Raw genomic sequence first — 14952 nt, forward strand, 5'->3', positions numbered from 1 at the left:
TCACTCCCCCGCTCGGTCGGCCAGCACGGCGAGGCCCGGGAGCTCCCGGCCCTCCAGGTACTCCAGCGACGCACCACCGCCGGTGCTGATGTGCCCGTAGGCGTCCTCGTCGAGGCCCAGCACCCGGACAGCGGCCGCCGAGTCCCCGCCGCCCACGACCGACAAGCCGGCGACGGCGGAGACCGCCTGGGCCACCCCGCGGGTGCCCGCCTGGAAGGGAGCCAGCTCGAAGACCCCCATCGGCCCGTTCCAGAACACCGTGCGGGCGTCGCCCAGGGTGGTCCCGAAGAGCTCCACGGTGCGCGGGCCGACGTCCAGGCCCATCTGGTCGTCCGGGATGGCGTCGACCGCCACGGTGGTGGTCGGGGCGTCCGCGCTGAACTCCGGCGCGCAGACGACGTCGACCGGGAGCACGATCCGGTCGCCGGCCTCGGCCAGCAGCCGGCGGCAGGTCTCGACCTGGTCGGTCTCCAGCAGCGACTTCCCGACCCCGTGCCCCTGCGCGGCCAGGAAGGTGAAGCACATCCCGCCGCCGACGAGCAGCCGGTCCACCTTGGGCAGGAGCGCCTCGATCACCGCGAGCTTGTCGCTGACCTTGGAGCCACCGAGCACGACGACGTACGGCCGCTCGGGTTCGGTCGTGAGCCGGGTGAGCACCTCGAGCTCGCGGGCGACCAGCCGCCCGGCGTAGCGCGGGAGCCGCTCGGCGACGTCGAAGACCGAGGCGTGCGCCCGGTGCACCGCGCCGAAGGCGTCGTCGACGTAGACGTCGGCCAGCGTGGCGAGCCGGTCGGCGAGCGCGCCCCGCTCGGCGGTGTCCTTGGCCGTCTCGGCGGCCTCGAAGCGGACGTTCTCCAGCAGCAGGACGTCGCCGTCGCCGAGGGCGGCGGCCTTGGCCTGCGCGTCCTCGCCGGCCACGTCGGACGCCAGCGGGACCGTCGTCCCGAGCAGCTCGCCCAGGCGGGCGGCGACCGGCCCGAGCGAGAACTGCGGGTCGGGCGCGCCCTTCGGGCGGCCGAGGTGGGCGGCCACGACCACCCGCGCCCCGGCCTCCCGCAGTGCCTGGAGCGTGGGCAGGCTGGCGCGGATGCGGCCGTCGTCGGTGATCGCGCGGGTCTTCTTGTCCAGCGGGACGTTCAGGTCGGCGCGCAGGAGCACGCGCCGACCCGACACGCCTTCGGCGATGAGGTCGTCGACGGAGCGCATCAGAGGGACTTGCCCACCAGGGTGGTCAGGTCGACGAGGCGGTTGGAGTAGCCCCACTCGTTGTCGTACCAGCCGAGCACCTTGGCCATCGGCCCGAAGACCTTGGTGAGCTTGGCGTCGTAGATGCACGACGACGGGTCGGTGACGATGTCGGAGGAGACGATCGGCGCGTCCGTGTAGGTGAGGTACTTGCCGAGCGGGCCGGCGGCGGCCTCGCGGTAGGCGGCGTCGATCTCGTCGGCCGAGGCCTGCTTCGTCAGCTGGACGGTGAGGTCGGTCGCCGAGCCGGTGGGCACCGGGACGCGGATGGCGTAGCCGTCGAGCTTTCCCTTGAGCTCGGGCAGGACCAGGCCGATCGCCTTCGCCGCACCGGTGGAGGTGGGCACCATGTTGAGGGCGGCGGCGCGGGCGCGACGCAGGTCCTTGTGCGGGCCGTCCTGCAGGTTCTGGTCGGCGGTGTAGGCGTGGATGGTGGTCATCAGGCCGCGCTCGATGCCGAACGCGTCGTTGAGGACCTTGGCCAGCGGGGCCAGGCAGTTGGTGGTGCACGAGGCGTTGCTGATGATCGTCTGCGAGCCGTCGTACAGGTTGTCGTTGACGCCCATGACGATGGTGATGTCGTCGTCGGTGGCCGGCGCGGAGATGATGACCTTCTTGGCCCCACCGGCGTCGACGTGCTTGCGCGCGTCGGCGGCCTTGGTGAAGAAACCGGTGGACTCGACGACGACGTCGACGCCCAGGTCGCCCCACGGCAGGTTGGCCGGATCGCGCTCGGAGAGGACCTTCATGGTCTTCCCGCCGATCTTGATGCCCTCGCCGTCGGCGGCGACGTCCTCCTTGAGGACGCCCAGGATGCTGTCGTACTTCAGCAGGTGGGCGAGCGCCTCGTTGCTGGTGAGGTCGTTCACCGCCACGATCTCGATGTCCTGGCCGCTGGCGGCGGCGGCACGCCAGAAGTTGCGGCCGATCCGGCCGAATCCGTTGATGCCTACCCGGACCGTCACTGCAGACCTCCCATGGGAACCGTCACGTTGGCTGCCGCGCGGACCGCGCGGCCTCGCTCCGTGCAGACCCTATCGGTCGCGGCGAGACGCGGCTCCCACTCGCCCCGTTCGAGCACCCGCCCCATGTTGATCAGGTCACCTGATCAACAGGGGTCCTGGCTCAGTGTCGACGGTGAGCCAGGACCCCGTCAGGTGAGCCAGGACCCCGTCAGGTGAGCCAAGAGGCCGAGAGGTGAGTCAGGACGTCGGGCCGGCGCCCGCACGTCGACCGGCCCGCCACCCCGGGGGCGACGGGCCGGTCGACGAAACGGTCGAGCAGTGCCGGGCGGGACGGGCCGCTACTGGGTCAGCATGTCGTCGGTGACGACCGACTCCGTGTCGGGGATGCCGAGATCCTTGGCCCGCTTGTCGGCCATGGCCAGCAGACGCCTGATGCGGCCGGCGACCGCGTCCTTGGTCATCGGCGGGTCGGCCCGCTGCCCGAGCTCCTCCAGCGAGGCCTGACCGAACTCCAGGCGGAGCCGGCCGGCGACGAGGAGGTGCTCCGGAGCGTCCTCCCCGAGGATCTGCAGGGCCCGCTCGACCCGGGCGCTGGCGGCGACGGCGGCCCGCGCCGAGCGGCGCAGGTTGGCGTCGTCGAAGTTGGCCAGGCGGTTGGCGGTGGCCCGGACCTCCCGGCGCATCCGCCGCTCCTCCCAGGCGAGCACCGCGTCGTGGGCGCCCATGCGGGTGAGCAGCGCACTGATCGCGTCGCCGTCCCGGACGACGACCCGGTCGGCCCCGCGCACCTCGCGGGCCTTGGCGGCGATGCCCAGGCGGCGAGCGGCTCCGACGAGGGCCATCGCCGCCTCCGGGCCGGGGCAGGTGACCTCCAGAGAGGAGGAGCGGCCGGGCTCGGTCAGGGAACCGTGGGCGAGGAAGGCTCCGCGCCAGGCGGCCTCGGCGTCGTTGATGCTGCCGGACACGACCGCCGGGGGCAGGCCCCGGACCGGGCGTCCGCGCTGGTCGACCAGGCCGGTCTGGCGGGCCAGACCTTCGCCGTGCTTGGCGATGCGGACCAGGTAGCGCACGCCGCGGCGGATGTTGCCGCCGGCGAGCACGCTCACCCCGCTGGTGTAGCCGTAGACCTCGCTGATGTCCCGCCGCAGCCGCCGGGCGACCGAGCCGGTGTCCAGCTCGGCCTCGATGACCACGCGACCACCGACGATGTGCAGGCCACCGGAGAACCGCAGCAGCGCGGTCACCTCGGCCTTGCGCTCGGAGGTCTTCGTGCACTCCACCCTGGAGAGCTCGTCCTTCACCATCGCGGTCATCGCCACGCCGTCCACCCCCACGTTCCCCCGGGGTTTGCCGCCCCCGCAGTCCGGGTCAGCGTCATCTACGCCGTCCCCTCTCCCCCTCGTGCCGGCCGGTCGACCGTCCACCTGGTACCCGCTCGCACACCGCTATTCGTTCACCGCAGCCCGACCACGGAGGCCAGCGCCGCGGACAGCCGCACCGGGTCGTGCCGCGGCGCGCCGTCCGGCTCGGCGACCGGCGCCAGCAGCAGCTCCGCGCCGCACCCGCGGACCGCCTCAAGCAGACCACGGCGGTCAACCACCGATTCCACGTCCGCGATCACGGTGTGCAACGCCACTCCGTCCAGATGGACCTGCAACACGGACAGGTGCTCCTCCGGGGAGAAGCCGTCCGTCTCGCCGGGCTGCGGTTCCAGGTTCAGCACCACCACCACCCGTGCCCGGGTCGCCGCCAGGGCGGCACGGAGCCGGGGCACGAGCAGGTGCGGCAGCACCGAGGTGTACCAGGAGCCGGGCCCGAGCGAGACCACGTCCGCCGCGGCGATCGCCTCGAGCACCGCGGGGTGCACCACCGGATCGGCCGGGGCGAGCCGGATCTCGCGGACCCGGCCCGGGGTCGCCGCGATCGCCACCTGCCCGCGGATGGTGCGCACGCGGGCCGGGTCGTCCGGGTCGGCGGTCTCCACCCGGGCGACCAGGTCCAGTGGCTCGTCGGCCATGGGCAGCACCCGGCCGGCGGCACCGACGAGCGAGCAGAGCTCGTCGAGGGCCCGGACGGTGTCACCGCCGAACATCTCCGTCAGCCCGGTCAGGAGCAGGTTGCCGACCGGGTGGCCGGCCAGGACACCGCTGCCACCGAAACGGTGCTGGAACAGCGTGGCGAGGGTCTGCTCGCGCTCGGCCTCACCCGCGAGCGCGGCCAGCGCCATGCGCAGGTCGCCGGGCGGCAGCACCGGCATCTCCCGCCGGATCCGCCCGGAGGAGCCGCCATCGTCGGCCACCGTCACCACGGCGGTCAGCGCCGGGGTGATCCGGCGCCAGGCGGCCAGCGCAGCCGCCAGGCCGTGCCCGCCGCCGAAGGCGACCACCCGGGGCGCTCGTCCCGGGACCGTCGGCCCTGCCACTACTCGCGCCCCAGGTCGCGGTGCCGGGCCACGGCGGCGATGCCCTCGGCGCCCAGCCGCCGGGCGAACTCCTCGGCGATCGCCACGCTGCGGTGCTTCCCGCCGGTGCAGCCGACCGCGAGCGTCAGGTAGCGCTTGCCCTCGCGGCGGTAGCCGGGCAGCAGCAGCCGCAGCACCTCGCCGTACCGGTCCAGGAAGTTGGCGGCGTCCTGCTGCCCGAGCACGTAGTCGCGGACGTCGGCGTCGCGCCCGGTGTGCCCCCGCAGCTCCGGCACCCAGTGCGGGTTCGGCAGGAAGCGGGCGTCCACCACGAGGTCGGCGTCCAGCGGCAGCCCGTACTTGAAGCCGAAGCTCATCACCGTCGCGGTGAGGGGCGGGGTCTGGCCGTCGCGGGCGAACGCGTTCTCCAGGGTGGCACGTAGCTGGTGGACGTTGAGATCGCTGGTGTCCACCCACAGATCGGCCTCGCCGGCGATGCCGGTGAGCAGCGCGCGTTCGGCGGTGATCCCGTCGATGAGCGTGCCGTTCCCCTGCAGCGGGTGCTCCCGACGGACGGACTCGTAGCGCCGGACCAGCACCTCGTCGCGGGCGTGCACGTACACCACCCGGGGCCGGTGCCCGGCCTCGGAGAGGACCCGGATGGCCTCTTGTAGGTCGCTGGAGAAGGCCCGGCTGCGGACGTCGACGACGGCGGCGAACCGGCGCAGGTCCCCGCGGGCGCCCAGCTCCACCATCGGCAGCAGCAGCGCCGGCGGCAGGTTGTCCACGACGAACCAGCCGAGGTCCTCGAGCACCCGGCCGGCGCTGTTCTTCCCGGCGCCCGAGAGCCCGGTGACGACGACGACCTCGAGTGGCTGGGTCTCCGTGCTCGCCGGGTCCATCGCCGGCGAGACGTCGTTCTGGGGCCCCACCGGGGGCGTGGTGCCGGGCCCCTGGGCCGGCGCCTCGGCCTCCCTGCCGGCGTCCGCGGTCACGAGGCCACCCGGCCGACCTCGGCGGTGTTCCCGGAGCCGGCGCGCGGGACGCCCTGCTCGGCCGGGCCCTGGGGCGCGAGGGTGGTCTCCGCCGCCGGCGGCTTCCCCTCCTCGGGCGCCGGCACCGGTTCGGCCACCGCCATCTGCACCGCCTCCGCCGTCCGCCGGCCGATGCCGGGTACCGCCATGAGCTCCTCCACTGTCGCGGCCCGCAACCGTTTGAGCGAGCCGAACTGCTTCATCAACGCCTTGCGACGCGTCTCCCCGAGCCCGGGGACGTCGTCCAGGAGGGAGACCAGCATGCCGGTGGACCGCTTCTGCCGGTGGTAGGTGATGGCGAAGCGGTGGGCCTCGTCGCGCACCCGCTGCAGCAGGTAGAGCGCCTCCGAGGTGCGCGGCAGGATCACCGGGTCGCTCTCCCCCGGCAGCCACACCTCCTCCATGCGCTTGGCCAGCCCGCAGACGGCGACGTCGACGATGCCGAGCTCGTCCAGCGAGCGCGCGGCCGCGGCCACCTGGGGAGCACCGCCGTCGACCACCAGCAGGTTCGGCGGGTAGGCGAACCGGCGGGGGCGCCCCTCCTCGGCGGCGATCCCCTGCTCGTCCCGGCGGTCGGCCTCGTCCTTGAGGTGCCGGGCGAAGCGGCGGCGGACCACCTCGGCCATGGCCGCGGTGTCGTCGGTGCCCTCGGTGACGGAGAACCGGCGGTAGTCGGACTTCTTCGCCAGCCCGTCCTCGAAGACGACCATCGAGGCCACCACGTTGGTGCCCTGGACGTGGCTGATGTCGATGCACTCGATCCGCAGCGGTGCGTCGGGCAGCTCGAGCGCCTCCTGGAGCTCCGACAGCGCGAGCGAGCGAGCGGTCAGGTCGCTGGACCGCTTCACCCGGTGCCGGGCGAACGCCTCCTTGGCGTTGCGCTCGACGGTCTCCATGAGGCTGCGCTTGTCGCCCCGTTGCGGCACGCGCAGTGAGACCCGGCCGCCGCGGAGCTCCTCGAGCAGCTCGACGTAGACGTCGGCGTCGTCGGGCAGCTCGGGGACGAGCACCTCGCGCGGGACGGCCTCGCCGGCCTCACCGACGCCGGTCTCCTCGTCGACCCCGCCGTACACCTGGAGGAGGAACTGCTCCACCAGTTCGCCGGTGGTGACGTCCTCGACCTTGTCGATGATCCAGCCCCGCTGCCCGCGCACCCGCCCGCCGCGGACGTGGAAGACCTGGACGGCCGCCTCGAGCTCGTCCTGGGCGAAGGCGACGACGTCGGCGTCGGTGCCGTCGCCGAGGACGACGGCCTGCTTCTCCATCGCCCGCTTGAGCGCACCGATGTCGTCGCGGAGCCGGGCGGCCTTCTCGTACTCCATCGCCTCGGCGGCCTCGCCCATCTCCCGCTCGAGCCGCTTGATCATCGAGTCGGTGCGCCCGGCCATGAAGTCGCAGAAGTCGTCGACGATCCGCCGGTGCTCCTCGGCGCTCACCCGGCCCACGCACGGGGCGGCGCACTTGCCGATGTAGCCCAGCAGGCAGGGCCGGCCGATCTGGCCGGCGCGCTTGAAGACGCCGGTGGAGCAGGTCCGTGCCGGGAAGACGCGGGTCAGCGTGTCGAGGGTCTCGCGGATCGCCCAGGCGTGGGCGTAGGGGCCGAAGTAGCGGACGCCCTTCTTCTTGGGCCCGCGCATGACCTGCAGCCTCGGGTACTCCTCGTTCAGCGTCACGGCGAGGCTCGGGTAGCTCTTGTCGTCGCGGTAGCGGACGTTGAAGCGGGGGTCGAACTCCTTGATCCAGTTGTACTCGAGCTGGAGCGCCTCGACCTCGGTGCCGACGACGGTCCACTCCACGCTCGACGCCGTCGTCACCATCTGGCGCGTGCGCGGGTGCAGGCCCGCGACGTCGGCGAAGTAGCTGTTCAGCCGCTGCCGGAGGCTCTTGGCCTTGCCCACGTAGATGACCCGGCCGTTCGGGTCACGGAACTTGTAGACCCCCGGGGACTCCGGGATGGAGCCGACCGCCGGGCGGTACGTGGAGGGGTCGGCCATGCCTCCACACTAGGTCGCCGCACCGACACGTCGTCAGCGAGCGCACCCGTCCGTCACAACCGCCCCAGCGGTTGCGGGCAGGCGTCGAGCCCGGTCCGGCGCCAGCGCGCCGCACCGGGCTCGGGGACGCCGGCTCAGACGACCGGGCGGGACCGCCAGGGCGCGTGGGCGGCGAGCCCGGCAGTCGCGCGCTGGGCGAGGTGAACCGCCCGCCGCGCCAGCACCAGGGCCGACACGGCTCCCGCACCGCCGGCCGCGACCGTCATCACGCCCGACGCCCCACCGGTGAGGACGGACGCGGACAAGGCCAGCACAGCGAGCAGGACGATCGTCGACCGCACTCCCCCGCCGGACACGGGCGAGCCGCAGTTCGAGAGATCGGGGTCGCAGTCGGGCGTCAGCGCACTCATCGCTGTCCTCCTCCGAGGGACTCCGCCACGCTGCTCGAATGCTCTACGTGACGTCGGTCACAACGAGAGTACGGCGGTCGGGCTTCCCGCTCAACCCCCGTGGCCTCCACCCCCCGGTCCGGCGGCCCCGCGGTCCGGCGGCCCGGGGGTGCGCCGACCCCACGCAGCACGCCCACGCGCGATCCGCCACGGCGCCCGACCAGCACGCCGAGCAGCGCCGCGTGGTTCGGCGATCGCGGCACCGGGCAGGCGTGCCGGGTGGCCCGGAACGACGACCGGAAGAGGTGACCGATGATCCCGACCCTCCCCGCGCCCGACAGCTCGCTGGCCCTGCTGCGCGACGGCTACGCCTTCATCTCCCGGCGCTGTGACCAGCTCGATACGGACGCCTTCCGCACCCGGTTGCTGCTGCAGCCGGCGGTCTGCATGCGCGGCGCCGAGGCGGCCCGGATCTTCTACAGCGGTGAGCGCTTCACCCGGACGGGGGCGTTCCCCTCGTCGGTGCTGCGCCTGCTCCAGGACGAGGGCAGCGTGCAGGCGCTGGACGGCGAACCGCACCGCCACCGCAAGGACATGTTCCTCAGCGTGCTCCAGGGCACCGGCAGCGAGGCGATCACCGAGCGGCTCGCCGACGAGTGGCGCCGCGCCGTCCCCCGCTGGCAGCGGGCCGGTCGCGTCGCGCTGCACGACGCGGTGAACGAGGTGCTGACCCGTGTGGCGGCGGGCTGGGCCGGGCTGCCGATGAGCGAGCGCGACGTGCGCCTGCGCACCCGGGAGATGTCGGCGATGGTCGACCACGCCGGTGACCTGGGGCCACGGAACTGGCTGGCCAGGGTGCTGCGCAACCGCTCGGAGCGGTGGGCGCGGGACCTCGTCGAGCGCACCCGCCGCGGCGCCCTGCAGCCGCCGGCCGGCAGCGCGCTGGCCGTGATCGCCGCCCATCGCGACACCGCCGGGGAGCCGCTCACCCTGCCGGCTGCCGGGGTGGAGCTGCTCAACGTCCTGCGGCCCATCGTCGCCGTCAGCCGGTACGTCGTCTTCGCGGCGATGGCGCTGCTGCGTCACCCGTCCTGGTACGACACCTTCGCCGACGGTGACGAGACCGACCTCATGGCCTTCGTCGACGAGGTCCGCCGGTACTACCCGTTCTTCCCGTTGATCGGCGGGCGGGTGCGCCGGCCGTTCACCTGGCAGGGGCACGACTTCCAGGTGGGCCTGCGGGTGCTGCTGGACCTGTACGGCACCAACCACGATCCGCGGCTGTGGCCGGACCCCGAGGCGTTCCGCCCCGAGCGGTTCCGCGACTGGGAGGGCGATGCCTACACGCTGGTGCCGCAGGGCGCGGGCGAGTACGGGGACGACCACCGCTGCCCCGGCGAGCCGATGACCCGGCTGCTCATCGCCGAGGCGATCCGCCAGCTGACCCGGTCGATGCGCTACCGGGTGGGGGTCCAGGACCTCAGCGTCAGCCTGCGCCGGCTGCCGACGCTGCCGGCCTCCGGCTTCGTCATCTCCGACGTCCGGCCGCTGCCGACGGCGGTTCCGGCCGCGGGCTGAAGCCGCCCGCGACGTCGACGGCCCGGGCCCCGGCGTGCGGGCGCGGGCCGTCGACGTCCACCGGTCAGCTGGCCTTCTTGCGCGCCCGCTTCTTCACCGGGCCGGCCGCCGCCGCGGCGACGGCGTCGGCGTCCAGCAACGGCACGAGGTATCGGCCGGTGTGGCTCTCCGGGACCGAGGCGACGAACTCCGGCGTGCCCTCCGCGACGACCATGCCGCCGCGGAAGCCCCCCTCGGGCCCCATGTCGACCAGCCAGTCGGCGCTCTTGATGACGTCGAGGTTGTGCTCGATCACGAGCACCGAGTTGCCCTTGTCCACCAGCCCCTGGAGGACCAGCAGCAGCTTGCGGATGTCCTCGAAGTGCAGACCGGTGGTGGGCTCGTCGAGGACGTAGATGCTGCGCCCGTTGGACCGCTTCTGCAGCTCGCTCGCGAGCTTCACCCGCTGCGCCTCACCACCGGAGAGCGTGGTCGCCGGCTGGCCGAGCCGGACGTAGCCCAGGCCGACGTCGGTGAGCGTGCGCAGGTACCGGGCGATGGCCGGGATGGCGGCGAAGAAGTCCGCCGCCTCCTCGATCGGCATGTCGAGGACCTCGGACACCGTCTTGCCCTTGTAGTGCACCTCGAGGGTCTCCCGGTTGAACCGGGCGCCCTTGCACACCTCGCACGGCACGTAGACGTCGGGCAGGAAGTTCATCTCGATCTTCAGCGTGCCGTCGCCCGAGCAGGCCTCGCAGCGGCCGCCCTTCACGTTGAAGGAGAACCGGCCCGGCAGGTAGCCGCGGACCTTCGCCTCCGAGGTCTGGGCGAACAGCTTGCGCACGTGGTCCCAGACGCCGGTGTAGGTGGCCGGGTTCGAGCGCGGGGTGCGGCCGATCGGCGACTGGTCGACGTGCACGACCTTGTCCAGGTGCTCCAGCCCGGTGACCGTGCGGTGCCGGCCGGGCACCAGTCGCGCCCGGTTCAGCTCGTTGGCCAGGACGCTGTAGAGGATGTCGTTGACCAGGCTGGACTTGCCCGACCCGGAGACGCCGGTGACGGCGACGAGCATGCCGAGCGGGAAGGTGACGTCGACACCCCGCAGGTTGTTCTCGCGGGCGCCCTTCACCACCAGCTCGCGCCCCGGGGTCCGCTCGCGGCGTTTCGCCGGGACGGTGATCTCCTTGCGCCCGGACAGGTACTGGCCGGTCAGCGACCGCTCGCTGGCGAGCAGGTCCTCGACCGTGCCGCTGACCACCACCTCGCCGCCGTGCTCACCGGCTCCCGGGCCGATGTCGACCACCCAGTCGGCGGTCTTGATGGTGTCCTCGTCGTGCTCGACGACGATCAGCGTGTTGCCCATGTCGCGCAGCCGCACGAGGGTCTCGATGAGCTTGGTGTTGTCCCGCTGGTGCAGCCCGATCGACGGCTCGTCCAGCACGTAGAGGACACCGACGAGGCCGGATCCGATCTGGGTGGCCAGCCGGATGCGCTGCGCCTCACCGCCGGCCAGGGTGGCGGCCGGGCGGTCGAGGGAGAGGTAGTCCAGCCCGACGTCGACGAGGAAGGACAGCCGGGCCTGGATCTCGCGCAGCACGCGATCGGCGATCGCCTTCTCCCGCTCCCCGAGCTCCAGCGCGCCGAGCCACTGCGACGCCTCGCCGATGGAGAGGTTGGTGACCTCGGCGATGGAGCGGCCGTTGAGCTTCACCGCGAGGATCTCCGGCTTGAGCCGGGTGCCGTGGCAGACGGGACAGGGCACGTCGCGCATGTAGCCCTCGTACTTGTCCCGCATGTAGTCGCTGTCGGTGTCGTCGTGCCGGCGCTCCAGGAACGGCAGGACACCCTCGAAGGCGGCGTAGTAGCTGCGCTCGCGGCCGTACCGGTTCTTGTAGCGCACGTGCACCTGGTCGGGCGAGCCGTGCAGGATCGCCTTCTGCACCTTGGCCGGCAGCCGCTCCCACGGATCGTCCATCGAGAAGCCGATCTGCTGCGAGAGACCGGTCAGCAGTCGGGTGAAGTACTCGTTGCTCATCGAGCTCGACCACGGGGCGATCGCGCCCTGGTTGAGGCTCTTGCCGGGATCCGGCACGACGAGCTCGGGGTCGACCTCCTTGCGCGTGCCGATCCCGGTGCACTCGCCGCAGGCGCCGAAGGGCGAGTTGAAGGAGAACGAGCGCGGCTCGAGCGCCTCGAACGACAGCCCGTCGTCGACGCAGGCCAGGTGCTCGGAGAAGGTGCGCTCGCGCGCGGGGTCACCCTCCGGCAGGTCGACGAAGTCCAGGACGACCAGCCCCCCGGCCAGCCCGAGCGCGGTCTCCACCGAGTCGGTGAGCCGGCGCTTGGCGCTCTCCTTCACCGTGAGCCGGTCGACGATCACCTCGATGCTGTGCTTCTCCTGCTTCTTCAGCGCCGGCGGTTCGGTGAGCGGGTGCACGGTGCCGTCGACGCGGACGCGGGAGAACCCTTGGGTCTGCAGCGAGCTGAACAGGTCCACGTACTCGCCCTTGCGCGCCCGCACGACGGGGGCGAGCACCTGGAAGCGGGTGCCCTCCTCCATCGCCAGCACCTGGTCGACGATCTGCTGCGGGGTCTGCCGCGAGATCGGCTTGCCGCAGTTCGGGCAGTGCGGCTGCCCGGCCCGCGCGTACAGCAGCCGCAGGTAGTCGTAGACCTCGGTGATGGTGCCGACGGTCGACCGGGGGTTTCGGTTGGTCGACTTCTGGTCGATCGACACCGCCGGCGAGAGCCCCTCGATGAAGTCGACGTCGGGCTTGTCCATCTGGCCGAGGAACTGGCGGGCGTAGGCCGACAGCGACTCGACGTACCGCCGCTGCCCCTCGGCGAAGATCGTGTCGAAGGCGAGGCTGGACTTGCCCGACCCCGACAGCCCCGTGAAGACGATGAGCGCGTCACGGGGGAGGTCGATGTGGACGTCCTTGAGGTTGTGCTCGCGGGCGCCGCGGACGACGAGCCGGTCCATGTGATCCCTGTCGGTCGCTGGTGGGTGGTGCGGTGGTGGCCTGGACGGCGGCGGTCGTGGTCCGATCGCGGCCCAGCCCGTGCAACTCCGGCGCGGCCCGCGGTCGTCCACCCGGCGCTGTGAGTTGCGCCCGGTCACCGGGCGGCCGCTGCGCGCTCGGGCTCAGGCCGGCGTCGCGGTGGGGTCGAAGACGGGCGCGTACCGGCGCCAGGGCCGACGGGACTCCAGCTCGCCGGCGATCCAGAGTAGCCGCTCCTCGGCACCCGGCGGCCCGACGAACTGGACCGGCACGGGGGGCCCGCCCGGCCGGGCGCCGGCCGGCAGGACCGCGGCCGGGATGCCCGCGAGGTTCCAGGCCGCCGTCCACGGGGACCAGCGCGCGTTGGCCGTGAGGTTGGCCAGGAAGGACCGCTCGTGCCAGGGCCGGGCGGGCAGCGGCGGACCGGTGGTGACCGGCGTGAGCAGCAGGTCGACGTCGTCGAAGAAGCGCTCCATCCGCTCCCGGAACCGCTCCTGCGTCCGGGGCCGCACCAGCCCGAGCCGGCGCACCAGCCTGCCGACGCGGGCGTGCGTGCGGCTGCGGGGCTGCAGCCGCGCACGGTCGATGCCGAGGAACTCCGCGTCGTCCTCCGCCCCGGCCATCCACCGCGCGAGCGCGCCGGCCGCGGCGGCCGGGGTGACCGGCGGGTTCCGGCGCACCACCGTGTGCCCGGCCGCCCGCAGCTGGTTCACCACGGCGTCGACCGCCGCGCGGGTGGCCTCGTCCGCGCCGACGCCGGGGAGCGGCGACCGGGTGCTGACGGCGATCCGGAGCGGACGTCCGGGCGCGGCCGGGGCCGTGGGCCGCTCCCCCGCCAGCACGGCGTGCGCGACCGCGAGGTCGGCGACCGTGGTGGCCAGCGCGCCGTTGACGGCCATGCCCGACCAGTCGTCGGCGCCGATGCCACCCGGGACCACCCCGACGCCGGGCTTGAGCGTGACCAGCCCGCACGCCGCGGCGGGCAGCCGGAGGGAGCCCATCCCGTCGTTGCCGTGGGCGAGCGGGACGGCGCCGGAGGCCACTGCCGCCGCACTGCCGCCCGAGCTGCCCGCCGGCGAGAGGGCGGTGTCCCAGGGGTTGCGCGTGACCGTGCCCGGGCCGTCGGTGGCGGCGTACAGGCACAGCTCGGGCACCCGGGTGATGCCGACGACGACCGCGCCGGCCTTGCGCAGCCGGGTGACGATCTCGTGGTCGCGGCGCTCCGGTCCGCTCTCCCGCGCCGGGGAGCCGTCGGTGCACACCTCGCCGGCCACCGGCACGTTGTCCTTCACCGCGACGGGCACCCCGGCCAGCGGGAGGGCGAAGCGGGTGAGGCTCGCGTCGACCGCGGCGGCCTCGGCCAGCGCCGCCTCGCGCCGGACGACGCGGAAGGCGCCGACCCGCGCGTCGACCGCCTCGATGTGGTCGAGGTGCGCGCGGACCACCTCCACCGCCGTCAGCTCGCCCGCGCGGACCCGCGCCGCGATCTCCGTCGCCGTCAGCCCGACGATCCGCGCCCCGGGCTCCTGCGGCTCGCCCCCCGCGGCCCCGCCTCCTGCAGCGTCGCCCTGAGCGGTGCCGACACCTCCGCTAGCGTCCATGACTGGACCGTAACCGCGCCCGCCGACACTTTCCGAACGGAGTCCGGATGAGCACCCCCACCTATACCGGAGACGTCACGGTGGGCGGCCCCGCCGACGTGCGCGAGCTGCCCGGGCTGACCATCAGCAAGGTCGCGGTCAGCGAGATGGCGAACAACGCCTACCTGCTCCGGTGCACCGCCACCGGCGAGGCCCTGCTGGTCGACGCCGCCGACGAGCCGGCCACCCTCCGCTCGCTGGTCGGCGACGCCGACCTGCGCACGGTCGTCACCACCCACGGGCACTGGGACCACCACCGGGCGCTGCCCGACGTCGTGCGCGAGACCGGGGCGGCGACCGTCGCCCACCCGGCCGACGCCGCCGCCCTGCCCGTTCCGGTGACGCGGCCGGCCGAGCACGGCGACACCGTGGCGGTCGGTGAGCAGACGCTCGAGGTCGTGCACCTGCGCGGGCACACGCCCGGCAGCATCGCGCTGGTCTGGCGTGGCCCCGCCGACGCGGGGGTGCACGTCTTCACCGGCGACAGCCTCTTCCCCGGCGGCGTGGGCAAGACCTGGTCGGCGGAGGACTTCGCCAGCCTGATCGACGACGTCGAGGAGCGACTGTTCGCCGTCCTCCCGGACGACGCCTGGATCTACCCCGGGCACGGGCGGGACACCACCCTCGGCGCGGAGCGCCCGCACCTGGGCGAGTGGCGCGAGCGCGGCTGGTGACCCCGCCGGTGGTTCCGGGTGCACCAGGCGCCATCCGGCCGTCGACAGGTA

11 protein-coding genes are annotated in these 14952 nt (G+C 73.4%); 2 read left to right on the forward strand and 9 right to left on the reverse strand.

What is annotated here, in order from left to right; translation table 11 throughout:
• The 7 genes from ACI799_RS08365 to ACI799_RS08395 all read right to left on the reverse strand — a co-directional run bounded on the left by ACI799_RS08365 (nucleotide 1) and on the right by ACI799_RS08395 (nucleotide 8049).
• Nucleotides 1-1206, reverse strand: coding sequence for a phosphoglycerate kinase (locus tag ACI799_RS08365; RefSeq protein WP_456612868.1), 1206 nt, complete (start codon nucleotides 1204-1206; stop codon nucleotides 1-3).
• Complete coding sequence (gap, locus tag ACI799_RS08370) at nucleotides 1206-2210, reverse strand: type I glyceraldehyde-3-phosphate dehydrogenase (RefSeq protein ID WP_456590325.1); 1005 nt, start codon at nucleotides 2208-2210, stop codon at nucleotides 1206-1208. The genes ACI799_RS08365 and gap overlap by 1 nt, the downstream gene beginning before the upstream one ends.
• A gap of 338 nt (nucleotides 2211-2548) precedes the next feature.
• Nucleotides 2549-3523 (reverse strand): DNA-binding protein WhiA, encoded by a 975-nt coding sequence (gene whiA, locus ACI799_RS08375; RefSeq protein WP_456590378.1) that lies wholly within the window; start codon nucleotides 3521-3523, stop codon nucleotides 2549-2551.
• Between the two features lie 140 nt (nucleotides 3524-3663).
• Entirely contained in the window at nucleotides 3664-4596 is a 933-nt protein-coding gene (locus tag ACI799_RS08380; RefSeq protein ID WP_456590324.1) for a gluconeogenesis factor YvcK family protein, read from the reverse strand.
• A 35-nt stretch (nucleotides 4597-4631) separates the two neighbouring features.
• Nucleotides 4632-5606: an RNase adapter RapZ gene (gene rapZ, locus ACI799_RS08385; protein WP_456590323.1), complete on the reverse strand. Its 975-nt coding sequence runs from the start codon at nucleotides 5604-5606 to the stop codon at nucleotides 4632-4634.
• A complete protein-coding gene (gene uvrC / locus ACI799_RS08390) occupies nucleotides 5603-7639 on the reverse strand; it encodes an excinuclease ABC subunit UvrC (protein ID WP_456596477.1) in 2037 nt (678 codons plus the stop codon). The genes rapZ and uvrC overlap by 4 nt, the downstream gene beginning before the upstream one ends.
• Before the next feature lie 134 nt (nucleotides 7640-7773).
• Nucleotides 7774-8049 carry a hypothetical protein gene (locus ACI799_RS08395; RefSeq protein WP_456612869.1) on the reverse strand — a complete coding sequence of 92 codons (276 nt, stop codon included), beginning with the start codon at nucleotides 8047-8049 and terminating at the stop codon, nucleotides 7774-7776.
• Nucleotides 8050-8340: 291 nt separating this feature from the next.
• On the opposite strand from ACI799_RS08395, the gene ACI799_RS08400 reads away from it, so the two are divergent.
• Entirely contained in the window at nucleotides 8341-9606 is a 1266-nt protein-coding gene (locus ACI799_RS08400) for a cytochrome P450 (RefSeq protein WP_456590320.1), read from the forward strand.
• Nucleotides 9607-9670: 64 nt separating this feature from the next.
• Here ACI799_RS08400 and uvrA read toward each other — a convergent pair whose 3' ends face one another.
• Both uvrA and ACI799_RS08410 read right to left on the reverse strand, forming a co-directional pair.
• Nucleotides 9671-12568, reverse strand: a complete 2898-nt coding sequence (gene uvrA / locus ACI799_RS08405; protein ID WP_456590319.1) for an excinuclease ABC subunit UvrA — start codon at nucleotides 12566-12568, stop codon at nucleotides 9671-9673.
• Between the two features lie 162 nt (nucleotides 12569-12730).
• On the reverse strand, nucleotides 12731-14188 hold the full coding sequence (locus ACI799_RS08410) for an amidase (RefSeq protein WP_456590318.1): 1458 nt from the start codon (nucleotides 14186-14188) through the stop codon (nucleotides 12731-12733).
• A 47-nt stretch (nucleotides 14189-14235) separates the two neighbouring features.
• On the opposite strand from ACI799_RS08410, the gene ACI799_RS08415 reads away from it, so the two are divergent.
• Entirely contained in the window at nucleotides 14236-14901 is a 666-nt protein-coding gene (locus ACI799_RS08415) for an MBL fold metallo-hydrolase (RefSeq protein ID WP_456590317.1), read from the forward strand.
• The last annotated feature ends 51 nt before the right edge of the window (nucleotides 14902-14952 follow it).

The organism is Blastococcus sp. SYSU DS0753, from assembly GCF_054051175.1.

Coding starts and splice junctions, on each gene's coding strand:
- uvrA (WP_456590319.1), bottom strand. CDS start 12,568: ATGGACCGGCTCGTCGTCCGCGGCGCCCGCGAGCACAACCTCAAGGAC.
- ACI799_RS08365 (WP_456612868.1), bottom strand. CDS start 1,206: ATGCGCTCCGTCGACGACCTCATCGCCGAAGGCGTGTCGGGTCGGCGC.
- ACI799_RS08415 (WP_456590317.1), top strand. CDS start 14,236: ATGAGCACCCCCACCTATACCGGAGACGTCACGGTGGGCGGCCCCGCC.
- whiA (WP_456590378.1), bottom strand. CDS start 3,523: ATGACCGCGATGGTGAAGGACGAGCTCTCCAGGGTGGAGTGCACGAAG.
- ACI799_RS08395 (WP_456612869.1), bottom strand. CDS start 8,049: ATGAGTGCGCTGACGCCCGACTGCGACCCCGATCTCTCGAACTGCGGC.
- ACI799_RS08410 (WP_456590318.1), bottom strand. CDS start 14,188: ATGGACGCTAGCGGAGGTGTCGGCACCGCTCAGGGCGACGCTGCAGGA.
- uvrC (WP_456596477.1), bottom strand. CDS start 7,639: ATGGCCGACCCCTCCACGTACCGCCCGGCGGTCGGCTCCATCCCGGAG.
- ACI799_RS08400 (WP_456590320.1), top strand. CDS start 8,341: ATGATCCCGACCCTCCCCGCGCCCGACAGCTCGCTGGCCCTGCTGCGC.